We start from the raw sequence: 24,901 nt of genomic DNA, 5'->3' as shown, positions 1-24,901 counted from the left end.
CGGCAGGCGGCGTCAGCGCCGCGGCGTCCTGCGCCGCACTTCGCTGCGCAGCCAGTCGAGCCAGGTGCGGATCGCCGCTTCGCGAGGATGGCCGGGGCGCCACACGACGTAGTGCGCGTACACGTCGGTGATGCGCACCGTCGACACGCGCACGAGCGTGCCGTCCGCGAGTTCGGGCTCGATCAGCGAGCGCCGTGCGAGCGCGACGCCGCGGCCTTGCCGCGCCGCATCGATCAGCGCGTTCGCATCGGTGAAGCGCGGCGCGCGCGCGGATTCGGTGAGGTCGAGCCGCGCGGCCTGGAACCACGGTTCCCACGGCTGCGCGGGATGGCGCAGCAGCGTCGCGCGCACGAGGTCGGCCGGCGTGCGCGGCACGACGCCGTCGCGATTGCGATACGCCGGGCTCGCGACCGGAAAGATCGTCTCGTTCATCAGCTTCTCGGCGACGACGCCGGGCCACGTGCCGGGCCCGTAGCGCAGCGCGACGTCGATGCGGTCGCGCTTGCGCAGCGGCGCGAGCGCCACGTCCGGATGCAGCGAGATCGAGATGTGCGGATGCGCGGCCGCGAAGCGCGGCAGGCGCGGCGCGAGCCAGCGCTCGGCGACGCTCGGCAGCACGCTCACGTTCAGCGTCACGTCGCAGGTGCGCGGGCGGCGGCGCACCGCCAGCGTCGGCTCGAACGCGCGTTCGAGCACGCTCAGGCCCTGGCGCACCTGCAGCGCGAGGGCATGCGCGGCGTGCGTCGGCGTCGCGCCGTTGCGCTCACGCGTGAAAAGCGGATAGCCGAGCTGCGCTTCGAGCGTGCGGATGTGCTGGCTGACCGCGCCCTGCGTGAGCGCGAGTTCGTCGGCCGCGCGCGTGAAGCTCTGCAGCCGCACGGCGGCTTCGAACGCGCGCAGCGTCTGTAGCGGAGGGAGATGGATGCGTCGCATCGCGCATTAGTATCACTAATGCCCGAGCACGACAATTCATCGTTTGCGGCGGCGGCCCGCGCGTTCCTACACTCGTTGCGTCTTCCACAGGCCCGACGGGCAACGCCACCATGAACGCATATCGTCTTTATCTTTCGCCGGGCGCCTGCTCGCTCGCCGCCCACATCGCGCTGGAAGAAACCGGCGCGCCGTTCGACGTCGAGATCGTGTCGGTCCGCGAGCAGCAGAACCTGACCGCGGACTATCTCGCGATCAATCCGAAGGCGCGCGTACCCGTGCTCGCGATTCCGGGCGAGCCGCGCGTGCTGACCGAAACGCCGGCGATCCTCACGTATCTGGCGCGTGCGCATCCGAACGCACGCCTGCTGCCGCTCGACGATCCGCTGCGCGAAGCGCGGTGCCACGAATGGCTCGCGTGGCTGGTCGGCTGGGTGCACGGCGTCGGGTACGGCGCGTTGTGGCGGCCGGGGCGCTTCATCGGCGATCCGGCGCTGCACGGCGCGGTCAGCGCGCACGGGCGCAGCACGATCGACGCGGCGAACGTATCGATCGAAGCGGCGCTGGCCGACGGGCGCACGTGGGCCGAGCCAGGCGGCCATTCGATCGTCGATCCGTTCCTGCTCGTGCTGTATCGCTGGGGTATCGCGATCGGGCTCGACATGACGCGGCATCCCGCATGGACCGCCTATGCGCAGCGCGAGGCCGAACGGCCGGCCGCGCGGCGTGCGCTGGCGCGCGAGGCGATTTGACTCGGCGGTGCGCGGCCGGCCGGTGGCCCGGCCGTTTCGTTCGGCAGTTCGTTCGGATGACGAAGTTCGGACGTGTCCAATTGCCATGTCGCATCCAATTCTATTGAATGAGAATCATTCTCATCAATAAAGTGGAGTGAACATGAGCCGTTGCATCCAGTCGAGCGCGACGCCGCCGCGGCGCGCGACCGCATCCGTCGCGTTCGCGATGATGACCTGTGCGGCCGCGCCGGCATGCGCGGAGGAAGGCGAGCCGCGCCACGCGCCGCAACTGGACCCGATCGTCGTGCACGGCGCGCGCGACGCCGGTTCGCGCGTCGACCGATCGGGTTCCGCCAAGTATGCGACGCCGCTGCTCGACGTGCCGCAGACGATCACCGTGGTGCCGCGCGCGGTGCTCGACGAACAGCAGGCGCTGAGCTTGCGCGAAGCGCTGTCGAACGTCGCGGGCATCACGTTCAACGCGGGCGAGGGCGGCGGCGGGTCGGGCGACATGTTCAATATCCGCGGTTTCGGCGCGAACGCGAACATGCAGCTCGACGGGCTGCGCGACAGCGCGCAGAACAATCGCAGCGACCTGTTCAACGTCGAGGCGGTCGAGGTGATCAAGGGGCCGAATTCGGTATTCGGCGGCGCCGGCACGACGGGCGGCTCGGTGAATCTGGTCAGCAAGACACCGAAGGCCGGCACGTTCATCGAGGCCGGCACGATGCTCGGCACGTCGGACTACCGCCGCGTGACGCTCGATGCGAACCGGCCGCTGCCCGGCGCCGACGGCCGCGCGGCGTTCCGCCTGAATGCGATGGCGCACGTCAACGACGTGCCCGGCCGCGACGACATCCGCAAGCGGCGCTGGGGCATCGCGCCGTCGCTCGCGTTCGGTCTCGGCACGCCGACGCGCGTCACGCTCGGCTATTTCCACCAGTACGACAACTACCTGCCCGACTACGGGCTGCCTGCGCACGACGGCCAGGTGCTGGCCGGCGTGTCGCGCGAGCGCTATTTCGGCTGGCGCAATCTCGACCGCGAACGCATCACGTCGGATACGTTCACCGTGAAGGCCGAACACGACGTGTCGTCCGGCCTGAAGGTGCAGAACCTGAGCCGCTATGCGCACCTGAATCGCGACACGGTGATTTCGGCGTCGCACGTGAACCTGCAGGGCCTGCCGCCGGGGCGCTACAAGCCGGCCGGGCCGCAAGGCTATGGCCGCGATGCGTCGACCGCGATGTGGGCGAACCAGACGAACGTCACCAGCGCGTTCTCGACGTTCGGCATCGGGCATACGCTGGTCACGGGCTTCGAGATCTCGCGCGAGACGTACGGCCGCACGACCTATTCGTACGGGCTCAACCGCTTCTACCCGGCCGACGGCTTCGCGCTCGCCGCGCCGCCCGGCGTGTGGCGTGGCCCGGCGCGGCGCCAGGACAGTGCGCGCAACGACACCGCGCTGGTCGTGAAGGCGCTGTACGCGTTCGACACGATCTCGGTCGGCCGCTATTGGGACATCGACGTCGGGCTGCGGCACGACTGGATCGATGGCTGGTCGGAAGGCACCGCGGCTGGCAAGCCCACCGAGCGCGCGGATACCGCCGATCGGCATCTGAGCACGCGCGCGGGGCTCGTGTTCAAGCCGACCGACAACGGTCGTGCGTATTTCGCGTACGGCACGTCGTTCAACCCGTCCGCCGAATTCCTCGTGACCACCGGCTCCGGCGTGAGCGCGGCGACCGGCGCGCTCGCGCCCGAGAAAAACGAGAGCGTCGAACTCGGCGCGAAATGGGAAGGGCTTGCGGGCATCGCGCTGAACGGCGCGTTGTTCCAGACCGAAAAGAAGAACGCGCGCGAACGAATGGCCGACGGCAGCTATGCGCTCGCGGGCCGGCAACGCGTGCGCGGCGCCGAGCTCGGCGCCGCCGGCAAGGTGACGCCGCGCTGGGACGTGTTCGCGAACTACACGTACCTGGCGAGCGTGACCCTCAGCTCGCCGTCGTCGCCGCGGCGCGACGGGCAGGCGCTCGGCAACACGCCGCGGCACGCGTTCAACGTATGGACGACCTATCGGCTGCCGGCGGGCTGGACGCTCGGCTACGGCTCGCACTTCGTCGGCCGGCGCAACGTGACGTCGCAGGGCGACGGCAAGCTCGGCGCGTACTGGGTGCACAACCTGATGGCGAGTTACGACGTGAGCCGCCGGCTGCGCCTCCAGCTGAACGTCGACAATCTGTTCGATCGTGCTTACGTCGAGCGCGTCCGGCAGGTGTCGGGCAGCGAATCGCGGTCGTCGGCGGTCGAGCTCGGCGACGGCCGTTCGGCGATGCTGTCAGCCGTGTACAAGTTCTGACCGCGCCGTGCGGCGGCGGCCCGCGCTCCGCCCGGTCGGGCGCCGCGCGCGCCCGTCATCGCGCAAACAGCGGATAGGTCGCGCCCGCGATCAACGCCGCCGCGAGCCACACCATGCTCCACGAACTCGCGGCGAGCAGCGGCGGAATCGCGAGCGGCGTCGCGAACAGCCCGAGATAGACGATCGTGTTCGCCATCCCGAGCGCGGTGCCCGCATGGTTCGCGCCCGCGAGCGTCGCCAACTCCGTGTACGCGACGCCGTGCCATGCCGACACGCAGATGCCGGCGAACACGAGAATCGCGACGATCGCGGCGAGCGGCACATGCGGGCTGCCGGCCGTCGCCGCCGCGAGCAGCGCGAACGACCCGGCCGCGACGAGCACGGAACCGCGCAGGTACGCGCGCCGATTGCCGTGCCGGTCGGTATGGCGGCCGCTCCAGACGCGCATCGCCATCGCGCCAAGCTGCAGCGCGACCATCGCCGTGCTGATGCCGGCAAGGCCGAGCCGGCCGAAGTCGTGCAGGAACACCGTCGCGAACGTGAGCACCGCAAATTGCGGCGCGCACAGCAGGCCGATGCCGAGCACGATGCGCCACACGGGGCCGCTCGCGAGCGGGTTGCGCGCGTGGCCGGCGACCTGCGGCCGTCGGGCGGCGCGATGCGTGGCGAGGTACGCCGTAGCCGGCTCGGCGGGCGGCTCGTGCAGCCAGCGCCACGTGAGCGCGGCCGATCCCGCGCACAGCAGCATCAGCGCGCCGAACACCGCGGCGAAGCCGGCGTGCGATGCAAGCGACGGGAGCAGCGCCGCGCCGAGGCCGCCGCCGAGCGGCACGGCCGTCTGGCGGATGCTCATCGCGAGCCCGCGCTCCCGCTCGCCGAACCAGCGCATCACCGCGCGCCCGCTCGAACCGTTCACGCTGCCGCCGAGCAGGCCGACGCAGCCCATGGCCGCGACGACGCGCATCAGCGGCGGCGCCGCTTGCGCGGTCGGGACGATCGTGCACACCATCAGCGCGAGCATCGCGGCCGTCGCGACGAGCCCGGCCAGCAGCACGCGGCGGTCGCCGAAGCGGTCGGCGGCGATCCCCCACGGCAGCTCGGACAGCGCGACGCCGAAGCCGAGCGCACCGAGCACGAGGCCGAGTGCGCCGTTGTCGAGATGGTAGGCGGCGCGCATCCACACGGCCGTGGTCGGAATGCCGGCCGCGGCGGCCGAAAAGCTCATGTTGGCGGCGACGCCGGCGGCCAGCACGCGCCAGCGATGGGCCGGCCCGCGCACGTCGCGGGCAGGCGAAGAAGGAGAAGCGATGCACGAGGTATCCATGACGGCAGGCCCGGTTCGAGGTTGACGTGCACAGTTTGGCCGCCTACATTCATCCTGAAAATCGGAAAGTTTTTGATGAATCATTCGATAAAACAGGATGATTGAGATGCCCGGACAAGACATTCCGCGCGACGGCGGCGAGCCGCTCGCGGCGGCCGATGCCGCGCTGGCGCGGCCCAACTTCGACGTCGCGGCGCTGCGCAGCCTCGTCGCAGGCGTGGATCTCGGCAGTTTCGCGAAGGCGGCGGATCGCGTCGCGCGCTCGTCGTCGGCGGTGAGCGCGCAGATCCGCAAGCTCGAGGAGCAGGCCGGCACGCCGCTGTTCGTGAAAGCCGGGCGCGGGCTCGCGCTGACCGATGCCGGCGACGCGATGCTGCGCTACGCGCGGCGGATGATCGAGCTGAACGACGAGGCGGCCGCGGCCGTGCGCGGCGTGAATCTCGACGGCTGGGTACGGGTCGGGCTGCAGGAGGATTTCGGCGAGGCGATCCTGCCGGACGTGCTCGGGCGGTTCGCGCGTGCGCATCCGAAGGTGAAGATCGAGGCGCGCGTGGCGCGCAACGCCGATCTGCTCGACCGGCTCGATGCGAACCAGCTCGATCTGGCGCTCGTGTGGGGCGATCCGGCGTCGGCGGCGCTCGTGTCGCGGGCGGGAATCGACAGCGAAGCGATCGCGCAGGTGCCGATGCAATGGATCGGCGCGGCGGCGGGCGGTGGTTTCGGTGTGCCGAATGGCGATGGGGGCGCGGGTGGGGCGGGCGGCGCCGGCGAGCCCGGCGGTCGCGCCGTGCGGGCGACGGGCGAGCCGTTGCCGCTCGTCGTGTTCGACCGGCCGTGCCGCTTCTTCGGCGCAGCGACCGATGCGCTCGATCGTGCCGGCGTGCCGTGGCGCGTCGCGTTCACGACGCCGAGCCTGGCCGGGCTATGGGCGGCCGCGGCGGCGGGGCTCGGGCTGACGGTGCGCTCGCATTACGGGCTGCCGGCGTCGGTGCGCGTGCTCGATGCCGCGTCGTGCGGGTTGCCGGCGCTGCCGAGCTTGCCGCTGATCCTGCTGCGGCGCACGTCGTCGGCGACCCCGACGGTCGACCGGCTCGCGCGGATCGTGACGCAGGCGGTGCGGGGAGCGACGGAGGAGGGCGGCGTAGCGCTCGCGGCGTGACGAGCCGCCGAGATCCGGCAGGCATCCCCCATCCGGCTGAATGGATCGTTCGGACGGACTTGACTACAGTGGTGGCATCCAAAGCGGAGGTCATCATGCAACGCGCAAATATCCCCGGCACCACGGCCAATCCATCGCAACAAGTCGACGTTCCGATCTCCGGCGAGGAAACCGCGATCTCGAACCCGCCAGCATCCGGGGACCGGTCCGTATCCGTCAAACGGCCCGTTCGGTTCGGCCTCCTGCAAGGTCAGGTTCGGATTGCGGAAGACTTCGACGCACCGCTGCCCGACGACTTGCTGGCTGCTTTTGAAGGGCGCTGATGCGATTGCTGCTCGATACGCACATCTTCTTGTGGAGCGTGACCGATGACCCGAAGCTCAGCGCCCGAGCACGCAGGGTGATCGCGGATGCCGACGAGCGGTTCGTCAGCAGCGCGAGTATCTGGGAAGCCGCGATCAAGGCCGGCTTGGGGAAGCTCGATGTCGACGTGGATCGGCTAGTTCGCGTGCTTCGGGCGAGCGGGTTCCGCGAACTGCCGGTCCGGGCCGTACACGGGGCCGCCGTACGCAGCTTGCCGAGCCATCATCGCGACCCGTTCGATCGGCTGCTCGTTGCGCAGGCCCAGCATGAACCCCTGCAGCTCGTCACTGCCGATGGGCATCTCGCCCGGTACGGCATGTCTGTGGTTCTGACAGTCTGAAACAATCTGGCAGGCGGGAAGCCGGCGGTCGCCGGCCCCCGATGCATGACGGGCCGTTCATACAGCCGCAGCGTGCGGTTCGATTTCCTCGAGTTCCGCACGGAGCCTGCCCAGCTTCTCCCGCAACCCGTCGCTCGCCGGCACGAACGGCAGCCGCAACCCGTCCTCGCACCACCCTTGCGCGGCGAGCACGGCCTTCACCGGCGCCGGGTTCGGTTCCGCGAACAGCGCCGCGACGAGCGGCTGCAGCGCGACCGACAGGCGCCGCGCGTCGGCGAGCCGCCCGTCGCGCAGCCACGCATGAATCCGCACATGCCATTCGGGCAGCACGTGCGCGCTGCTCGCGATCGCGCCGTGCGCGCCCGCGCACATCGCCGCGAAGTTCTGGTTGTCGTCGCCGGACAGGATCGCGAGCGGCGTGTCGTGCACGAGCCGGCTCATCCGATCGAGCGTGCCGCCGCATTCCTTGATGCCCGCGACGCGCGGATCGCGCGCGAGCGCCTGCAGCGTGTCCAGTTCGACGTTCACGCCGGTGCGGTACGGGATGTTGTAGACGAGCACGGGCAGGTCGGCCGCGTCGACGATCGCCTCGACATGACGGCGGATGCCGTCCTGCGTCGGCCGCACGTAGACGGGCGGCGTGACGAGCAGCCCGTCGGGGCGCAGCGCCGCGAGCTCCCGCGCGCGGGCGGTCGCGAAATGCGTCGCGCTCGCGGTCAGCCCGACGACGATCGGCAGCGCGGGCGCCGCGTCGCGCAGCGTCGCGAATACCGCGTCCTGTTCGCGCGCGTCGAGCAGCACGCCTTCGCCGGTCGTCGCGCCCGCGACGAAGCCCGCGATGCCGGCGGCCGCATAACGGCGCGCGAGCCGCGCGAGCGCCGCGTGATCGACCTCGCCGTGGTGGAACGGCGTGACGATCGGCAGCCAGATACCTTCGAAACGTGTGTTCATGCAAAGCCTCATGGTGGAAACGGAGTGGGAAGGAACCGTTCCGCCGGCGGGGGCCGGAGCGAGGCGTGCGTGCAGGGAGAGTGAAACGACCTGCGGGCATCCCGTCCGGCATTCGCCTGACGGGACGCGACGTCCCCGTCAGTCGAGGAGTCGTTTTTTCAGTTTCAGCCCGGCCGCGCACGCACCTGCCGCGACGGCGGCGAGGATCGAGGGCGAGCGCAGAGTAGCGGACATGGATGAACCGTGAGTGGGCTGAGCGGCGATCTTAACACCGCGGCGGCAGGGTGCGCGAGCCCCGGCCGTCGTTTAGCAGGATTCGAGATTTGCTTTCCACGACTGATTGGAAGGCGCGCTGCGCCCGGCCGCTAGAATGCCCGCTTACGTTTCGATGACGGCGCGTACGCGTGCGGTCACGCACATTCACCTCCACTGGAAACGGGGCATATCACGATGGCAAGCATCAAGGGGATCGGCCGCTGGCTGCACACGGGCGCGGCGGCGGCGCTGGTCGTGGCGGCGGCGGCCGCGCATGCGGACACGTCGATCCTGAACGTGTCGTACGACGTGACGCGCGAGCTGTACAAGGACATCAACGCGAGCTTTGCCGCCGCCTACAAGCAGAAGACCGGCGAGACGGTCACGATCAAGCAGTCGCACGGCGCGTCGAGCGCGCAGGCGCTGTCGGTGCTGCAGGGGCTGCAGGCCGACGTCGTGACGATGAACCAGCCGAACGACATCGACCTGCTCGCCGAGCGCGGCCAACTGCTGCCGAAGGACTGGCGCCCGCGCTTCCCGGACAACAGCTCGCCGTATTCGACGACGATGGTGTTCCTCGTGCGCAAGGGCAACCCGAAGGCGATCAAGGACTGGAGCGATCTCGCGAAGCCGGGCGTCCAGGTGATCATCGCGAACCCGAAGACGTCGGGCAACGGCCGCTATGCGTATCTCGCCGCATGGGGCTTCCAGAAGCAGAAGGGCGCGACCGACCAGCAGGCGCTCGACTTCGAGAAGGCGATCTTCCGCAACGTGCCGGTGCTCGATTCGGGCGGCCGCGGCGCGACGACGACGTTCACGCAGCGCGGCATCGGCGACGTGCTCGTCACGTTCGAGAACGAGGTCGCGCTGATGGACACGGGCGCGTCGGGCGCGCAGTTCGACGCGGTGTATCCGTCGGCGAGCATCCTCGCGGAGCCGCCCGTCGCCGTCGTCGACAAGGTGGTCGACAAGAAAGGCACGCGCAAGGTCGCGCAGGCGTATCTCGACTACCTGTACACGCCGCAAGCGCAGGAGATCATCGCGCAGCACCATCTGCGCCCGCGCGACGCGGCCGTGCTGAAGAAACATGCGGCCGAGTTCAAGCCGCTGAAGACATTCAGCGTCGAGCAGGTCTTCGGCAGCTGGGCGAACGCGCAGAAGACCCATTTCGCCGACGGCGGCACGTTCGACCAGGTGATCGTCGACCGGAAGTGATTGCGGCGGGCGCCACGCGCCAGCCCGCATGACGATGCAGCCGGCCGCTCGCGCGGCCGGCTTTTTTTGCGGCTGCGCGGCGGTTTGCCGTTCCGAACCGCCCCGCATTCCCCGCCGCTGCCGCGCGTGCTACGCTCATCGCCTCCCTGCAACCGGCGCCGCGCGATGAACGTCGATTCGTCCTCCCCAGCCTCCCGCGGCCGTGGCCGCAAGATCTGGTCGGGCACCCGCCCGGTGATCGCGTACGGGATGCCGCCGCTCGGCTGGCGCGATTTCTATCACCGCGCGCTGACGGTGAGCTGGCCCGTGTTCTTCCTGTCGCTCGCGGTGCTGTTCCTGCTGCTCAACGGCGGTTTCGCGACGCTCTACCTGCTGGGCCATGCGCCGATCGCGAACCAGTCGCCGGCCGGCTTCGGCGGCGCGTTCTTCTTCAGCGTCGAGACGCTCGCGACCGTCGGCTACGGCGACATGCATCCGCAGACGGTGTATGCGCACCTCGTCGCGACGTTCGAGATCTTCGTCGGGATGTCGGGCATCGCGCTGGCCACGGGACTCGTGTTCGCGCGGTTTTCGCGGCCGCAGGCGAAGATCCTGTTCGCGCGCTACGCGATCGTGCGGCCGCTGAACGGCCGGATGACGCTGATGGTGCGCGCAGCGAATGCCCGCCAGAACGTGATTGCCGAGGCGCAGGCGAAACTGCGGCTGATGCGCGTCGAAGGCACGCACGAGGGCTATTCGCTGCGCAAGATTCACGACCTGCCGCTCGTGCGCAACGAGCATCCGATCTTCCTGCTCGGCTGGAACCTGATGCACGTGATCGACGAGTCGAGCGCGCTGTTCGGCGAGACGCCCGAATCGCTCGCCGCGCGCGACGCGCAATTGCTGATCACGATCGAGGGCTCGGACGAGACCACCGCGCAGGTCATGCAGGCGCGTCATGCATGGGCGCATGGCGAGATCCGCTGGCGCCACCGCTATGTCGACCTGATGCACGACGAGGACGGCATCACGCACATCGATTACACGCATTTTCACGACGTCGTGCCGATCGACGTCGATACCGACGAGCGCGGTTCGCCGGGCGTGGTGATCGACGCGGACGCGTCGGCGCCGGGGCCGGCCGCGCAGACGTGATCGAGGGCGACGGGGGCCGCCCCCGTTGCGCCTCACCCGTGCAGCAGACGCGCCGCTTCGCGCCGTTCGATCTCGACCGCGCGGCGGAACGCGTCGCGGTCCTCGGCGCGCGCGACGTAGTCGCCGAGCACGCCTTCGTGCGGCAGCAGATGCGCGTCGAACGCGATCTTCAGCGTGCTGGCGAGCAGCAGGTCGGCCGCGGTGAAGCGCTCGCCGACGAGCCAGCGACTGTGGGCGAGCGCTTGTGCGAGGGCGCGCTGCACGCGGGTGATGTTGCCCCAGCCGAACGCAACCGGATTGCCCGACGCGCCGGTGAATTTCTCGGCCATCGCCGGTTCGAGGCAGGTCGGCGTGAAGAACATCCACTGGAGGAAACGGCCGCGCAGCGGATCGTCGGGGGCGATGCCGAGCCCGGCGCCCGGGCAGCGATCGGCGAGATAGAGCAGCACGGCGCCCGATTCGGCGAACGGGGCGCTGCCGTCGTCGAGCGCGGGCAGCTTGGCCATCGGGTTGACCTGCACGAACGCATCGCTGCCCTGTTCGTGCGAGCGCAGATCGACCGGCACGAGTTCGTACACCACACCGATTTCCTCGAGCATCCACAGCGCCCGGAATGCCCGGGTCTTCGGCCAGTAGTAGAGCTTCATCGCGCCTCCGCGTTTGGGTGCAGGTGTCGAGCCGGGGGAGGCTCAAGCGTACCCGAGCCCGGGTGGTTGGGACAGGGGCGCGCGGGTCGGCTGCATGCGGTGAAGCCGGCGGAAGACGCGATGAAACCCTTATGTGACAGGGGTTCTGTAAATAACTAGTTATAAAAAAACTAGTTATTTGAAGAAAACCCAGAAAACCCGGCGAAAAAGCGGCATCACTACAATGTGCCGGGCCCGCCCGCAGCCTCCGCGCACGCGGCAACGCAATCGGCCGTTCGTCCGCGATCGTCAACGCATCGCGCAACCCCGCACCTACTGGAGACCCGTCACGCATGGCAAACGACGATCGCACCACCATCATTCCGCGCAGGACACCCGAATCGGCGGCCATGGTGGCCGAGATCAAACGGGCGATGGCGATCACCGCGCGGCTCAACCGCCTGACGTTCGACGATGCGGCGGACGTGCGCGCATTGTTCGGCGAACTGATCGGCACGCAGGTGGACGACGATTTCGTGCTGATCCCGCCGTTCCATGCGACGGGCGGCGCGGGCATGAAGCTCGGGCGCAACGTGTTCGTCAACCAGAACTGCACGTTCTACGACCTGGGCGGACTCGAGATCGGCGACGACGTGATGATCGGCCCGAACGTCAGCCTCATCACGTCCGGTCATCCGGTCGAGCCGTCGCGGCGACGCGACTGCGTGGTCGCGAAGCCGATCGTGATCGGGCGGAACGTGTGGATCGGCGCGGGTGCGACGGTCATCGGCGGCGTGACGATCGGCGAAAACGCGGTCGTCGCAGCCGCGGCCGTCGTCACCCGGGACGTGCCGCCGAATACGCTGGTCGGCGGCAATCCGGCGAAGGTCATCCGGTCGATCGCGGAATAACGTCGCCCAGGCGTGCCGGCGCGACGAAGCATCGTCGGCGGGATGTGGACAACACGCCGCCAAAGCCACTCGAAACGCTGTGCAATTGAACGGTGAGTGTGCCGCGGAGGCCGTCCGGACAAGCCTTTTCGGCTTTTCCGGGATTTCGTGCGCCAAGGCGTCCGTCGATCGGCAGATGAAGATCCGGTCGCGCCCGCGGTTGTGGATATCCGCGCGTCGAAACGACTCGACGCCCTGTGGTTTTCACAGGTGAGGATGACCGGATGCTGCGTGAGACATGAAGCGGGTTGTGGACAACTCGCGTCCGGACGAAGCGAAATGCTGTGAAATTCAATGGTGAGCGCCGCGACCGATCCGGCTGCGCGCCCGCCCCGGCGCGGGTTTCGCGCCAGTGTCGCGGTGCAGGGCGACGCGCATTCTAGCCGATGGCGCGCGTGTGCGCCCCCAAGCATGCGGGCAGGGCGACGTCGATATCCGGCTCCGGCCCCCAATCGAACGGCTGTGCATTCTAACGGTGAGCGCCGGTGCGTGGTTCGCAACGCGCGGATTTCGACGCGCTTGTCGGCTTTTTCCAGCGACTCTGCGCGCTGTGCAATTCAATGGTGAGCGTGAGTTCGCGACGGCGCGCCGCCCTTCAGGATGCGGCTGTTCGACCGCCGACGCCACGCGAAGCGATGTTCCCGTCAGGCCGAGGAGTCAGATTGCGAGCAACGGCTACGCGCATTTCCGTGTCGATATCCGTCCGCCGAAACGACTCGCGGCACTGTGTATCTCGACGGTGAGCATCGGTGCCTGATCGCGTGATGAGCCGCTTCCAGTATGGACTGCCGGTCGTCGTCGTTCTTCGAGGCGCGCGGCGGTTATCGACCGGAGAACGCTCGTCCATGTGGATATCCGGCCCACTCCACCACTCGAAGCGCTGTGGTTTTCAACGGTGAGGGTGCCCGGATGGCCAGGAGGCAACGTAGATCCGACGTGGACAACTGCCACCGCAGCCAGTTGAACCCCTGTGTATATCAATGGTGAGAGTGAGTCGGCAATCGTATGGCCTGCGTGTTCAGGCGAGGACATCGGGCCCGGTCAATCACTCGAAGCGCTGTGGTTTTCAACGGTGAGAGTGCCCGGATGGCCAGCAGGCAACGCAGATCCGCACGTTGACAACGGCCACCGCAGCCAGTTGAGTCTCTGTGCATATCAACGGCGAGAGTGAGTCGACAATCGCACGGCCTGCGTGTTCAGGCGAGGACATCGGGCCCGGTCAATCACTCGAAGCGCTGTGGTTTTCAACGGTGAGGGCGCCCGGATGGCCAGGAGGCAACGCAGATCCGGACGTGGACAACCGCCACCGCAGCCAGTCGAGTCCCTGTGCATATCAACGGTGAGAGTGAGTCGGCAATCGCATGGTCTGCGTGTTCAGGCGAGGACATCCGGCCCACTCCATCACTCGAGACGCTGTGGTTTTCAACGGTGAGGGTGCCCGGATGGCCAGGAGGCAACGTAGACCTGGACGTGGACAACTGCCACTGCAGCCAGTCGAACCCCTGTGTATTTCAACGGTGAGTGCGAGCCGGCAATCGCGCGGCATGCGGGTTCCGGCGAGGTTATTCGCCCTCCAAACCCACGCTCGACGCTGTGTACTCGAGCGGTGAGCGCAAGCAGAGGACCGACGAAACCCCGCGATTTCCGATGTGGATATCCATCGCCGCGACCCACTCGCCAAGCTGTGAATTTCAACGGTGAGCGCCGCTGCCCGAGCACCCAGCATGTCGATTCCGGATGTGGACATCCCGGCCCCGACGCCACTCGAAATGCTGTGCAATCGAACGGTGAGCGCGCGAGCCCGATCGGCCGAAGGGCGCGGCATTGTGGACATCCGTCGCTTCCGGCCACTCGGAACGCTGTGCATTTCAATGGTGAGGATGACGGCCGATGCCGCCGAAACCCTTGCCGGTCGGGGTTCGAGCGCCGATCGCCGGTCGGGCGGCGACCCTTGCGACCTGCGCCGGCTTTTCCGCCCGAGCGTCGACCGCCCCCGACGCATCACCCACCGCGCTCCCGCTGCCCGCGCGAAAACTCTCTCAAATATCGGCAGAAAGCTGCGCAGTTTTTCTCGCCGCGCGCCGCTCCGAGCAAGATGAGGAAAAACATTCTCGGCTGCGCGCGAAAAAATAGAGCCATTCGCTGCCGGCGCCCCGCGTCACCCGACGCCCCGCCGCGCACGGCCCAGAACAGCACAATCCGGAGACTCCCCCCATGACCGCCCGCCTGCCCGTCGACGGCACGCCCGCCCTGTCCGACTACCGCCTGACCGACAACCTGACCGCGACGCGCGGCCGAATCTTCCTGACCGGCACGCAGGCGCTGATTCGCCTGCTGCTGATGCAGCGCGCGGCCGACGTCGAGCAGGGCCTGAACACGGCCGGCTTCGTCAGCGGCTACCGCGGCTCGCCGCTCGGCATGGTCGACCAGCAGCTGTGGAAGGCGAAGAAACTGCTCGACGCGAGCGGCGTGCGCTTCCTGCCCGCGATCAACGAGGAACTCGGCGGCACGGCCGTGCTCGGCACGCAGCGGGTCGAGGCCGACCCCGAGCGCACGGTCGAGGGCGTGTATGCGATGTGGTACGGCAAGGGCCCGGGTGTCGATCGCGCGGGCGACGCGCTGAAGCACGGCAACGCGTACGGTTCGTCGCCGCACGGCGGCGTGCTGGTCGTCGCGGGCGACGACCATGGCTGCGTGTCGTCGTCGATGCCGCACCAGAGCGACTTCGCGATGATGGCGTGGCACATGCCGGTCGTGAACCCGTCGAACATCGCCGACATGCTCGAATTCGGCCTGTACGGCTGGGCGCTGTCGCGCTACTCGGGCGCGTGGGTCGGCTTCAAGGCGATCTCGGAAACGGTCGAGTCGGGCTCGACCGTCGACCTCGATGCGTTGCAGACGCGCTGGCCGGCACCGGCAGGGTTCACGCCGCCCGCGGGCGGCCTGCACAACCGCTGGCCCGACCTGCCGAGCCTCACGATCGAGGCGCGCCTCGCGGCGAAGCTCGACGCGGTTCGCCATTTCGCGCGCGCCAACAGCATCGACAAGTGGATCGCGCCGAGCGCGCACGCGAACGTCGGGATCGTCACCTGCGGCAAGGCGCACCTCGACCTGATGGAAGCGCTGCGCCGCCTCGACCTGACGGTCGCCGATCTCGACGCGGCCGGCGTGCGGATCTACAAGGTCGGCCTGTCGTATCCGCTCGAGATGACGCGCGTCGAGACCTTCGTCGACGGGCTCGCCGAAGTGCTGGTGATCGAGGAGAAGGGGCCGGTCATCGAGCAGCAGATCAAGGACTACCTGTACAACCGCACCGAAGGCGCGCGCCCGCGCGTGCTCGGCAAGCATGACGCGGCCGGCGCGTGCCTGCTCTCCGAGCTCGGCGAGCTGCGCCCGTCGCGCATCCTGCCGGTGTTCGCCGACTGGCTCGCACGGCACAAGCCGGCGCTCGACCGCCGCGAACGGGTCGTCGATCTCGTCGCGCCGCAGATCCTGTCGAACGAGGCCGATGCGGTGAAGCGCACGCCGTACTTCTGCTCGGGCTGCCCGCACAACACGTCGACGAAGGTGCCGGAAGGCTCGATCGCGCAGGCCGGCATCGGCTGCCACTTCATGGCGTCGTGGATGGAGCGCGACACCACGGGGCTGATCCAGATGGGCGGCGAGGGCGTCGACTGGGCCGCGCACGCGATGTTCACCAACACGAAGCACGTGTTCCAGAACCTCGGCGACGGCACCTACTTCCACTCGGGCATCCTCGCGATCCGCCAGGCGGTCGCCGCGAAAGCGAACATCACGTACAAGATCCTCTACAACGACGCGGTCGCGATGACGGGCGGCCAGCCGGTCGACGGCAGCATCTCGGTGCCGCAGATCGCGCGGCAGGTCGAGGCCGAAGGCGTGTCGCGCTTCGTCGTGGTGTCCGACGAACCGGAGAAGTACGACGGCCATCACGGGCAGTTCCCGGCCGGCACGACGTTCCATCACCGCAGCGAACTCGACGCGGTGCAGCGCGAATTGCGCGAGACGCCGGGCGTCACCGTGCTGATCTACGACCAGACCTGCGCGGCCGAGAAGCGCCGCCGCCGCAAGAAAGGCGAATTCCCCGACCCGGACAAGCGCCTGTTCATCAACGACGCGGTGTGCGAAGGCTGCGGCGATTGCGGCGTGCAGTCGAACTGCCTGTCGGTCGAGCCGCTCGAAACGCCGCTCGGCCGCAAGCGCCGCATCGACCAGTCGTCGTGCAACAAGGACTATTCGTGCGTGAACGGCTTCTGCCCGAGCTTCGTGACGGTCGAAGGCGCGGCGCTGAAGAAGGCGGCCGGCGCCGCATTCGACGAAGCGGCGCTCGCCGCGCGCGTCGACGCGCTGCCGGTGCCGGCGACGCATCTCGACGCGGCGCCGTTCGACATGCTCGTGACGGGCGTCGGCGGCACGGGCGTCGTGACGGTCGGCGCGCTGATCAGCATGGCCGCGCACCTCGAAGGCAAGAGCGCCTCGGTGCTCGACTTCATGGGCTTCGCGCAGAAGGGCGGCTCGGTGCTGTCGTTCGTGCGGATCGCATCGAGCGACCGGTGGCTGAACCAGGTGCGCATCGACACGCAGCAGGCCGACGTACTGCTCGCATGCGACATGGTCGTCGGCGCGAGCGCCGAAGCGCTGCAGACGGTGCGTCACGCGCGTTCGCGGATCGTCGTCAACACGCACCGGATCCCGAATGCGTCGTTCGTGCAGAACCCCGACGCGAACCTGCACGCGGATGCGCTGCTCGAGAAGATGCGCCACGCTGCCGGCGACGGCTACCTGTCGAGCTGCGACGCGCAGGCGCTCGCCGCGAAGTTCCTCGGCGACTCGATCGGCGCGAACATCCTGATGCTCGGCTTCGCATGGCAGCTCGGCCTCGTACCGGTGTCGCTCGCCGCGATGATGCGCGCGATCGAGCTGAACAACGTCGCGGTGCCGATGAACACGCTCGCGTTCTCGATCGGCCGGATGGCGGCCGGCGACGCGGCGGGCCTCGACGCGTTGTGGAACGCGCGGCATGCGGTGGCCGCCCACGCCGCGCCGGAGACGCTCGCGGAGCTGATCGCCGATCGCGAAGCGCGCCTCGACGCATACGGCGGCGCGCGCTACGTCGAGCGTTACCGTGCGCTGGTGAACGCGGCGCGCGCGAAGGGCGACGACGCGCTCACGCGCGCGGTCGCGACGACGTTCTACCGGCTGCTCGCGGTGAAGGACGAATACGAAGTCGCGCGGCTGTACACGGACGACGCGTTCCGCACGGCGCTCGAAGCGCAGTTCGAAGGCGTGCCGGGCCACGCGTACCGCGTGAAGTTCAACCTGGCGCCGCCGACGGTCGCGAAGGCCGGCAGCGACGGCGCCGCGCCGAAGAAGCGCGTGTTCGGCCAGTGGATGTGGCCGGTGCTCGGCATGCTGGCGCGCGTGCGCAGCCTGCGCGGCACGTGGCTCGATCCGTTCGGCCGCACGGTCGAGCGCAGGATGGAGCGCGCGCTGGCCGACGACTACGAGACCACGCTCGCGCGTGCGTTCGCCGCGATGACGGCCGGCAATGCGGCGCAGGTCGTGCAACTGGCCGACCTGCACGCCCGCGTGCGCGGCTTCGGCCACGTGAAGGTGCGCAACCTCGCCGGCGTGAAGCGCGCGGAACGCGAGCTCGCATTGCAGCTCGGCATCGACGCGGCGACGAGCGCGGCCGTGCAGCACGCGCTCGACGAGATGAAGGGCGCGGGGATGCTGAAGGGGATCCCGGTCGTCGTCGCGAAGTAACGCGATCGCGAGCGGAGGTGAGGACGGCGACGCCGATGCGTCGCCGCTTTTTCATGCCCGCGGGCGGCGGCGCGCAGGCCGCGGCCGGTCGCTCAAAGAATGCCTTTCTTGCGCGTCGACAGCGCGGTTTCGGACAGGTCGATCTCGCGAAGCAGCTTCGTCAGCGTCTCGTCGGAAATCTTGCTGTCGCTGCGCAGCCGATACAGCGCCGAGCGTTCCGCACGCACGGCCGCGATCCGCATCTGCAGCTCCATCGTTTCGGCCTGCTGCGCTTGCGCGCGCGGCGTGGGGCCGTCCTCGGCCAGCGCGGCCAGCCGGCGGCGGTACTGGTCCATCACGCGTGCGGAGATGTCCGCGCAGCGTGCCGCGCCCGATTCGTCGAGATCGGCCGAGATCGCGTCGTGCGACGAATCGACAGCGCGGATCGCGGCCTGCGCGGCGGCCGAGCGTGCGATGCGCTCCTCGTCGCCGAGCGGGTTGCGCGTCGAGCGCACGCCGCGCAGCAGCAGTGGCAGGCCGATCACCGCGACGATCAGCGAGCCCAGGATCACGGCCGACGCGATGAAGACCGCGGTGTCGCGGCCCGGCAGCGGCACGCCGTCGGACAGCGCGACCGGGATCGACAGCACACCGGCGAGCGTGACCGCGCCGCGCACGCCGCCGACCGTCATCACCGCGATCGTGCGCACGCCGGCCATCGTGCCGGCGAGGCCATGGCGCGCGGCGCGGCGGCTCGCGAACCAGCGCAGCAGCCACACCCACAGGAAGCGGATCGCGTACAGCGCGAGCATCATCGCGCATACGTTGAAGATCATGCGGCCGACCAGCGCGTCGCTCGTATGGTGCGCATCGACGAGTGCGCGGCCGATGATGTGCGGCAACTGCAGCCCGAGCATGATGAACACCATGCCGTTGAACACGAACTCGATCATCGCCCACGTGCTTTCGGCGCGCACGCGCGACGCGACGGTGCTTTTGCGCGAAAAGCTCGTGTAGTTCATCATCATCCCGGCCGACACGGCCGCGAGCACGCCCGACAGGTCGAGGTGCTCGGCGAACAGGTAGGCCGCGAACGGCACCAGCAGCGTCATCACGATGCCGGGGGCCGGGTCGCCTTCCTGCTCGGCATTCAGGAAGCGCGTCGACAGCGCGCTGAACACCCACGACACGATCGCACCCGTCGCGAGCCCGCCGGCCGCGACGATCACGAACGTGACCGATGCGGCGCGCAGCGAGAACACGCCGGTCAGCGCGGCCGCGATCGCGAACTTCAGCGCGACGAGGCCCGACGCGTCGTTCATCAACGCCTCGCCTTCGAGGATGTGCATCAGTTGCGGCGGAATGCGCCCCTTGCCTGCGATGCCGGACAGCGCGACCGCGTCGGTCGGCGACAGCACCGCCGCGAGCGCGAACGCGATCGGCAGCGGCAACTCGGGAATCAGCCAATGCGCGAAGTAGCCGACTGCGAGTACCGTCATGAACACGAGCCCGAACGCGAGCATCAGGATCGCGCGGCGCTGCAGGTAAAGCTCGCGTTTGGGAATTCGCCAGCCGTCCGCGAACAGCAGCGGCGGAATGAACAGCAGCATGAAGATTTCGGGGTCGAACGTGACGTGCAGGTTCAGCTTCGGCCACGCGAGCATCGCGCCGAACGCGATCTGCATCAGCGGCAGCGGCAGTTGCAACGGCAGGAGGCGCGTGACGGCGCCGGACAGCGCGACGGTCAGCAGCAGGATGAGGACTGTGAAGACGATTTCCATCGATACGGCGGGTAGGCAGAATGAAACGGTCGTACGGAGTGTAGCGTGCCGACGTGACGGATGCGCTCGAGCGGCCGGTGCGTGCGCACGGAAATGGTGCGTCGGCGGTGCGCCACGATGGTGCGGCGGCCCGGCGCGGCCGTGCGGCGCATGGGGTCCGCGCACCTTGCACGGAGCTTGCTTGAAGGTAGGCAGCCGCCCGGCCCGAGCCGGGCAACCGAGGGTCCAACCATGACATTGCGCGCGCCGTCCCGTTCGTCGTCCGTTTCGCCGGACGCCGCGTTCGACTGCATCACCAGGAGAAGGGCATGACGATCGTGCAACAGGAGCGTCCGGCCACCGCGTCGCCGTACCGGTTCGAGCGGGAGATGAGCTCCGGCTTCGAACGGCTCGCGACGCAGCACCGCGACCTGACGCTCACGACCGTATTCCAGCCGATATTCAGCCTGTCGCACCAGCGTGCGGTCGGCTACGAGGCGTTGCTGCGCGCGCACGATGCGCTCGACCGCGCCGTGTCGCCGCTCGACGTGTTCGGCGAGGCCGCGCGCCGCGGCGAACTGCTGCAGCTCGACCGGCTCGCGCAGGCGCTGCATCTGGAGAACTTCGCGCTGCTCGGCGCGGAGCGCGAGTGGCTGTTTCTCAACGTCCATCCGGGCGTGCTCACGGATCCGTTCCAGGCGGCCGCGCTGCTCGCGAACCTGAAGCGGCTCGGCATGCCGCCGCGACGCGTCGTGCTCGAAGTGCTCGAACAGCGCGCGGACGACATCGAGCGGCTCGCGGAGGCCGTGCGCGAATTCCGCACGCACGGCTTCCTGATCGCGCTCGACGATTTCGGCGCGGGCCACTCGAACCTCGAGCGGATCTGGCAACTGAACCCGGACATCGTGAAGCTCGACCGGATCATGCTGTCGCACGCGGCGCACCGGACGGGGCTTACCGCGATCCTGCACGGGCTCGTGACGCTGTTGCACGAGGCCGGCAAGCTGGTGCTCGTCGAAGGGATCGAGACCGAGCACGAAGCGCAGATCGCGCTGTCGTGCGAGGCCGATTTCGTGCAGGGCTACTACTTCGGCCGGCCCGCGCCGGGGCTGCCCGACAGCGCGGCCGCGACCGGCTGCATCGGCGAGCTGACCGAGCGCTTTCGTCAGCAGACCGAAGCGCGCGAGCGGCGCGACACGCAGCGGCTCGCCCCGTACCTGCGTGCGTTCGAACGGGCGGCCGAACGCCTCGAGGCCGGCGAGCCGCTCGACGAGGTGTGCTGGAACTTCCTCGCGCTCGACGCGGCCGCGCGCTGTTTCCTGCTCGACGCGCAGGGCCGGCAGTCGGGCCGCAACGTCGTGCTGCGCGCCGATCGCGCGCTGGCCGAGGCGCGCTTTTCGCCGCTGGCGGACGCGCAGGGCGCGAACTGGCTGCGCCGGCCGTATTTCCGCTCGGCGATCGCCGAACCGGGGCGCGTGCAGGTCACGCGGCCGTACCTGTCGATCAACGAGGCGCAGCCGTGCGTGACGCTGTCGGTGGCCGTGCGCGTCGGCGATGCGCAGCGCGTGCTGTGCGGCGATATCGACTGGAGCGACGAGGAAGCGCCGGCCGGTTAGCGCCGTGCGCCGCGCATGCGGCGATTGTCACGATCCGGACGCGCCGGCGCCGCACCATCGTTGCGCTCGACGCGTGCTTCCTCGACAATGGCGCGATCGCGGCCGCCGTGGCCGCGATCGCGCCGTCCCGGGGGCACCATGACGGCGGATAACAACAGGAAAACAAATGAAAAGACCGATTTCGCTGACGATCCTCGCGTGGATCCTGATCGTGACCAATGCGATCGCGTGCATCTATACGCCGTTCTCGATCCGCGCGCCGGCTGCGCAGGCGCTGATGTCGCACTATCTGCTGCCCGTCTGGGCGACGCTCGGCGTCAGCGTGATCGTCGAAGCGGCGAACGTCGCGATCGGCGTCGCGATCCTCAAGGGCCGCGAGTGGTCGCGCAACGCGTACTTGGCGACGTCCGGGTTCGGCTTCGCGTTCTCGCTCGTCAACATGCCGTCGACGATGTTCGTCGCGATGATTCCCGGCGTGCTGCTGTTCGCGCTGTTCGTCTACCTGCTGTTCCGGCGCCCGGCGACCGCGTATTTCCGGCAGGCGCTCGCATGAAGGTTCTGCGTAACGCACTGGCGATCGCACTGTTCGCGATCGCTGGCATGTGCGTGCTCTGCGCGCAGACGATGGCGTTCATCAGGATCGGCCATCCGGGCTTCATGATCGTATTCGGCGCCGTGCTGTTCGCGGTGTCGGCCGTGCTCCTTGCCGTGGGCGCGTTCGCCGGCGCATTTCGGCCGCGTGCGCGCGGCGTGGGCATCGCGTTGCTCGTCGCGACCGCGACCACCGCGCTCGGGATGATCGGTTGGGTGGCGATGCTGATGTCGCCTGAGTTCGTCGACGTGATGCGGCAGCAGGGGCTGCACGTCAGCGTGCGGATGTTCCGGTTCATGCCCGGTTTCGCGGTGACGGCGTTGTCCGGCCTGGCTGGCGCCTGGCTCGTGCGGCGCGGCTGACGCGGGCGGCGGCCTGCCCGCTGGCGCGGGTCGCGCCGCTCCGCTACGATGCGCGCATTGTCCTGACGATACGCGAGCCGCCGATGATCCGAACCGCTGCTTCTTCCGTGCTCCTCGAAGTGATCGCCACGACCGTCGGCGATGCGAAGACCGCCGCCCGCGCGGGTGCCGACCGGCTCGAACTCGTGACCGCGATCGGCGAAGGCGGGCTGACGCCGAGCGTCGGCCTGATCGAAGCCGTCGTGGCCGCCGTGCCGATTCCGGTGAACGTGATCGTGCGGCCGCACAGCCGTTCGTTCGTCTACGACGCCGACGATCTGCGCGTGATCGAGCGCGACGTACGCGCAGCTGTCGCTGCCGGCGCGAACGGCATCGTGTTCGGCGCGCTCGATGCGCGCGGCGACATCGATCTCGACGCGCTCGCGCGCATCGCGGCCGCCGCGGACGGCCGCGACCTGACGTTCCACCGCGCATTCGACGTCGCGCGCGACCTGAACGCCGCATTCGACGCGCTGCTGCGCGTGCCGGCCGTCACGTCGGTGCTGACGTCGGGCGGTCATCCGTCGGTGCTCGATGCGGCCGCGACGATCGCGCGGATGGTGCGGCACGCGGAAGGCTCGACGTGCACGGTGCTGGCCGGCTCGGGGCTGACCGTCGATGCGGTCGGCGATTTCGTCCGTACGACGGGCGTGCGCGCGGTGCACTTCGGCTCGGGCGTGCGGCCGCGCGGCGAGGTGCTGGCACCGGTCGACGAGCGGCTCGTCGCGAGGGCGCGCGCAGCGCTCGACGACGTGGCGCGCGTGCCGCGTTGACAACACGCGTGCGTGCTCGTCAGTCGTAGCGGATCGTCAGATCCTTCAGAATGTCGACGCTTCCCCATTTGAACGAACAGCGGCGGCCGACCTCGAGCGCCGTGCCGTCGCGCGTCTCGCTGACCGGCGCGCAGCCGCCCGAGATCTTCACCGTCGGCGTGCCTTGCCGCGACAGCGGGAACTCGATCGCCGCGTCCTGTGGAATCGTGTGCGTCAGCGCGACGTCTTCGACGTAATCGTCCGGCAACGTGAAGATCAGTGCGCGATCGACCTTCAGCGTGTAGTAGTCGTGCTGGAACGGTACGCTCGTCACGCACAGCTCGCTGGTGTGTCCGTTCAGCGTCTGCGTTGAACATTTCGGTTCTGCGGCGTGCGCGGTAGCCGCGACGAAGCCGAGCACGGCGACGGCGATTTTGTTCATTCCTGTTTCCCCCGAGTGTGATTGGATGTCGGCCCGACGGGCCGTGTGTCGCCCCGCGCGCGATCGCTACGGCGAACGGGGGAAATATTAGTGCGGACGCGATGGCGATGCACACAGCCCGTGACGTTCGTTGACAAAAAAAGCCGGGACACGTCCCGGCTTTCGTCGCAGCAATGAAACTGCCGCTTACGCGTTTTCCGCCAGCGCATCGGCCTGGCTCGCGCGAATCCCGAGGCGCTCGAACAGCGCGCGATCGCGCTGCGTCTGCGGGTTGCTCGTCGTCAGCAGCTGGTCGCCGTAGAACATCGAGTTCGCACCGGCGAGGAAGCACATCGCCTGCATCGCGTCGTCGAGCTGCTCGCGGCCGGCCGACAGGCGCACGACCGCCTTCGGCATCGTGATGCGCGCGACCGCGATCGTGCGCACGAACTCGAACGGATCGAGCGGCGCGGTGCCTTCGAGCGGCGTGCCTTCGATCGCGACGAGGTTGTTGATCGGCACCGATTCCGGATACGGGTTCAGGTTCGCGAGCTGCGAGATCAGGCCCGCGCGCTCGCGGCGCGATTCGCCCATCCCGATGATGCCGCCGCAGCACACGTTGATGCCCGCGTCGCGCACGCGATCGAGCGTGTCGAGACGATCCTGGTAGGTGCGCGTCGAGATCACCTGACCGTAGAACTCCGGCGACGTGTCGAGGTTGTGGTTGTAGTAGTCGAGGCCCGCGTCGGCGAGCTGCTGCGCCTGCTCGTCCTCGAGCATGCCGAGCGTCATGCAGGTTTCGAGGCCGAGTTCCTTCACGCCGCGCACCATTTCGGTCAGCGCCGGCATGTGGCGCTCCTTCGGGTTGCGCCATGCGGCGCCCATGCAGAAGCGGCTCGCGCCGTTTGCCTTCGCCGCGCGCGCGGCGTCGAGCACCGCGTCGACGTCCATCAGCTTCTCGGCCTTCAGGCCCGTATCGTGATGCGACGACTGCGAGCAGTAGCCGCAATCTTCCTCGCAGCCGCCCGTCTTGATCGACAGCAGCGTCGACAACTGCACCGCATTCGCGTCGAAGTGCTCGCGATGCACCTGCTGCGCGCGGAACATCAGGTCGTTGAACGGCAACTCGAACAGCGCGACGACGTCGGCGACGCGCCAGCGTTGCGGGGCCGGTGCAGCGACGGGAATCGAGTCGGGTTGCATGGCGGCGGTCTGGGCTTGGGTCATTTCGTTTTCCTGTCCTGGGCGGG

Annotated in this window: 21 protein-coding genes; 14 read left to right on the top strand and 7 right to left on the bottom strand. The window is 68.8% G+C overall.

All coding sequences use genetic code 11. The features are described 5' to 3' along the window. Positions 1-12 precede the first annotated feature (12 nt). Positions 13-933, bottom strand: a complete 921-nt coding sequence (locus WS61_RS31290; protein WP_059506426.1) for a LysR substrate-binding domain-containing protein — start codon at positions 931-933, stop codon at positions 13-15. Between the two features lie 110 nt (positions 934-1,043). On the opposite strand from WS61_RS31290, the gene WS61_RS31285 reads away from it, so the two are divergent. Together WS61_RS31285 and WS61_RS31280 are read left to right on the top strand one after the other, a co-directional pair. After that, on the top strand, positions 1,044-1,682 hold the full coding sequence (locus tag WS61_RS31285; RefSeq protein ID WP_059506423.1) for a glutathione S-transferase family protein: 639 nt from the start codon (positions 1,044-1,046) through the stop codon (positions 1,680-1,682). A gap of 142 nt (positions 1,683-1,824) precedes the next feature. Next, a complete protein-coding gene (locus WS61_RS31280) occupies positions 1,825-4,026 on the top strand; it encodes a TonB-dependent siderophore receptor (RefSeq protein ID WP_059506421.1) in 2,202 nt (733 codons plus the stop codon). 55 nt (positions 4,027-4,081) lie between these two features. Here the strand turns inward: WS61_RS31280 and WS61_RS31275 are convergent, their stop codons facing one another. Beyond that, on the bottom strand, positions 4,082-5,350 hold the full coding sequence (locus WS61_RS31275) for an MFS transporter (protein ID WP_059506419.1): 1,269 nt from the start codon (positions 5,348-5,350) through the stop codon (positions 4,082-4,084). A 106-nt stretch (positions 5,351-5,456) separates the two neighbouring features. On the opposite strand from WS61_RS31275, the gene WS61_RS31270 reads away from it, so the two are divergent. From WS61_RS31270 to WS61_RS31265, 3 genes are all read left to right on the top strand, one after another. After that, on the top strand, positions 5,457-6,509 hold the full coding sequence (locus WS61_RS31270) for a LysR substrate-binding domain-containing protein (RefSeq protein ID WP_059506417.1): 1,053 nt from the start codon (positions 5,457-5,459) through the stop codon (positions 6,507-6,509). A 95-nt stretch (positions 6,510-6,604) separates the two neighbouring features. Further along, the gene (locus WS61_RS34595) at positions 6,605-6,832 is read left to right on the top strand and encodes a hypothetical protein (RefSeq protein ID WP_095211884.1); all 228 of its coding nucleotides are present in this window, start codon (positions 6,605-6,607) and stop codon (positions 6,830-6,832) included. Next, positions 6,832-7,212, top strand: coding sequence for a type II toxin-antitoxin system VapC family toxin (locus WS61_RS31265; protein WP_059506415.1), 381 nt, complete (start codon positions 6,832-6,834; stop codon positions 7,210-7,212). The genes WS61_RS34595 and WS61_RS31265 overlap by 1 nt, the downstream gene beginning before the upstream one ends. Positions 7,213-7,269: 57 nt before the next feature. Here the strand turns inward: WS61_RS31265 and dapA are convergent, their stop codons facing one another. Continuing rightward, entirely contained in the window at positions 7,270-8,163 is an 894-nt protein-coding gene (dapA, locus tag WS61_RS31260) for a 4-hydroxy-tetrahydrodipicolinate synthase (RefSeq protein WP_059506413.1), read from the bottom strand. A gap of 450 nt (positions 8,164-8,613) precedes the next feature. On the opposite strand from dapA, the gene WS61_RS31255 reads away from it, so the two are divergent. Together WS61_RS31255 and WS61_RS31250 are read left to right on the top strand one after the other, a co-directional pair. Then, on the top strand, positions 8,614-9,633 hold the full coding sequence (locus WS61_RS31255) for a sulfate ABC transporter substrate-binding protein (protein WP_059506411.1): 1,020 nt from the start codon (positions 8,614-8,616) through the stop codon (positions 9,631-9,633). 165 nt (positions 9,634-9,798) lie between these two features. Continuing rightward, entirely contained in the window at positions 9,799-10,767 is a 969-nt protein-coding gene (locus WS61_RS31250) for an ion channel (protein WP_059506409.1), read from the top strand. A gap of 32 nt (positions 10,768-10,799) precedes the next feature. On the opposite strand, the gene WS61_RS31245 is transcribed toward WS61_RS31250, so the two are convergent. Further along, the gene (locus WS61_RS31245) at positions 10,800-11,414 is read right to left on the bottom strand and encodes a glutathione S-transferase family protein (RefSeq protein ID WP_059506407.1); all 615 of its coding nucleotides are present in this window, start codon (positions 11,412-11,414) and stop codon (positions 10,800-10,802) included. A gap of 332 nt (positions 11,415-11,746) precedes the next feature. On the opposite strand from WS61_RS31245, the gene WS61_RS31240 reads away from it, so the two are divergent. The 3 genes from WS61_RS31240 (at position 11,747) to WS61_RS31235 (ending at position 18,130) form a co-directional block, all read left to right on the top strand. Further along, positions 11,747-12,304 carry a DapH/DapD/GlmU-related protein gene (locus WS61_RS31240; RefSeq protein WP_059506405.1) on the top strand — a complete coding sequence of 186 codons (558 nt, stop codon included), beginning with the start codon at positions 11,747-11,749 and terminating at the stop codon, positions 12,302-12,304. Positions 12,305-14,067: 1,763 nt separating this feature from the next. Further along, positions 14,068-14,442 carry a hypothetical protein gene (locus WS61_RS35115; protein ID WP_157692798.1) on the top strand — a complete coding sequence of 125 codons (375 nt, stop codon included), beginning with the start codon at positions 14,068-14,070 and terminating at the stop codon, positions 14,440-14,442. Positions 14,443-14,557: 115 nt separating this feature from the next. Further along, on the top strand, positions 14,558-18,130 hold the full coding sequence (locus tag WS61_RS31235; RefSeq protein WP_059506403.1) for an indolepyruvate ferredoxin oxidoreductase family protein: 3,573 nt from the start codon (positions 14,558-14,560) through the stop codon (positions 18,128-18,130). 92 nt (positions 18,131-18,222) lie between these two features. On the opposite strand, the gene WS61_RS31230 is transcribed toward WS61_RS31235, so the two are convergent. Beyond that, a complete protein-coding gene (locus tag WS61_RS31230) occupies positions 18,223-19,890 on the bottom strand; it encodes a Na+/H+ antiporter (protein ID WP_059506402.1) in 1,668 nt (555 codons plus the stop codon). A gap of 308 nt (positions 19,891-20,198) precedes the next feature. Here WS61_RS31230 and WS61_RS31225 point away from each other — a divergent pair, with 308 nt between their 5' ends. The 4 genes from WS61_RS31225 to WS61_RS31210 all read left to right on the top strand — a co-directional run bounded on the left by WS61_RS31225 (position 20,199) and on the right by WS61_RS31210 (position 23,251). After that, complete coding sequence (locus WS61_RS31225) at positions 20,199-21,485, top strand: EAL domain-containing protein (protein WP_059506401.1); 1,287 nt, start codon at positions 20,199-20,201, stop codon at positions 21,483-21,485. Between the two features lie 166 nt (positions 21,486-21,651). Then, positions 21,652-22,038 carry a hypothetical protein gene (locus WS61_RS31220; protein WP_059506398.1) on the top strand — a complete coding sequence of 129 codons (387 nt, stop codon included), beginning with the start codon at positions 21,652-21,654 and terminating at the stop codon, positions 22,036-22,038. Continuing rightward, entirely contained in the window at positions 22,035-22,439 is a 405-nt protein-coding gene (locus WS61_RS31215) for a hypothetical protein (RefSeq protein ID WP_059506396.1), read from the top strand. Before WS61_RS31220 ends, WS61_RS31215 begins: the two co-directional genes overlap by 4 nt. 83 nt (positions 22,440-22,522) lie before the next feature. Next, entirely contained in the window at positions 22,523-23,251 is a 729-nt protein-coding gene (locus WS61_RS31210; protein ID WP_059506394.1) for a copper homeostasis protein CutC, read from the top strand. A gap of 19 nt (positions 23,252-23,270) precedes the next feature. On the opposite strand, the gene WS61_RS31205 is transcribed toward WS61_RS31210, so the two are convergent. Both WS61_RS31205 and bioB read right to left on the bottom strand, forming a co-directional pair. Continuing rightward, a complete protein-coding gene (locus WS61_RS31205) occupies positions 23,271-23,672 on the bottom strand; it encodes a hypothetical protein (protein ID WP_059506392.1) in 402 nt (133 codons plus the stop codon). A gap of 186 nt (positions 23,673-23,858) precedes the next feature. Next, entirely contained in the window at positions 23,859-24,878 is a 1,020-nt protein-coding gene (bioB, locus tag WS61_RS31200) for a biotin synthase BioB (protein ID WP_059506390.1), read from the bottom strand. Positions 24,879-24,901 lie beyond the last annotated feature (23 nt).

Origin of the sequence: Burkholderia sp. ABCPW 11 (assembly GCF_001523445.1) — a bacterium.
Lineage (GTDB): Bacteria > Pseudomonadota > Gammaproteobacteria > Burkholderiales > Burkholderiaceae > Burkholderia.
The sequence above is the reverse complement of the archived record's forward strand: the minus strand, read 5'-3'. Positions and strand labels throughout refer to the sequence as shown.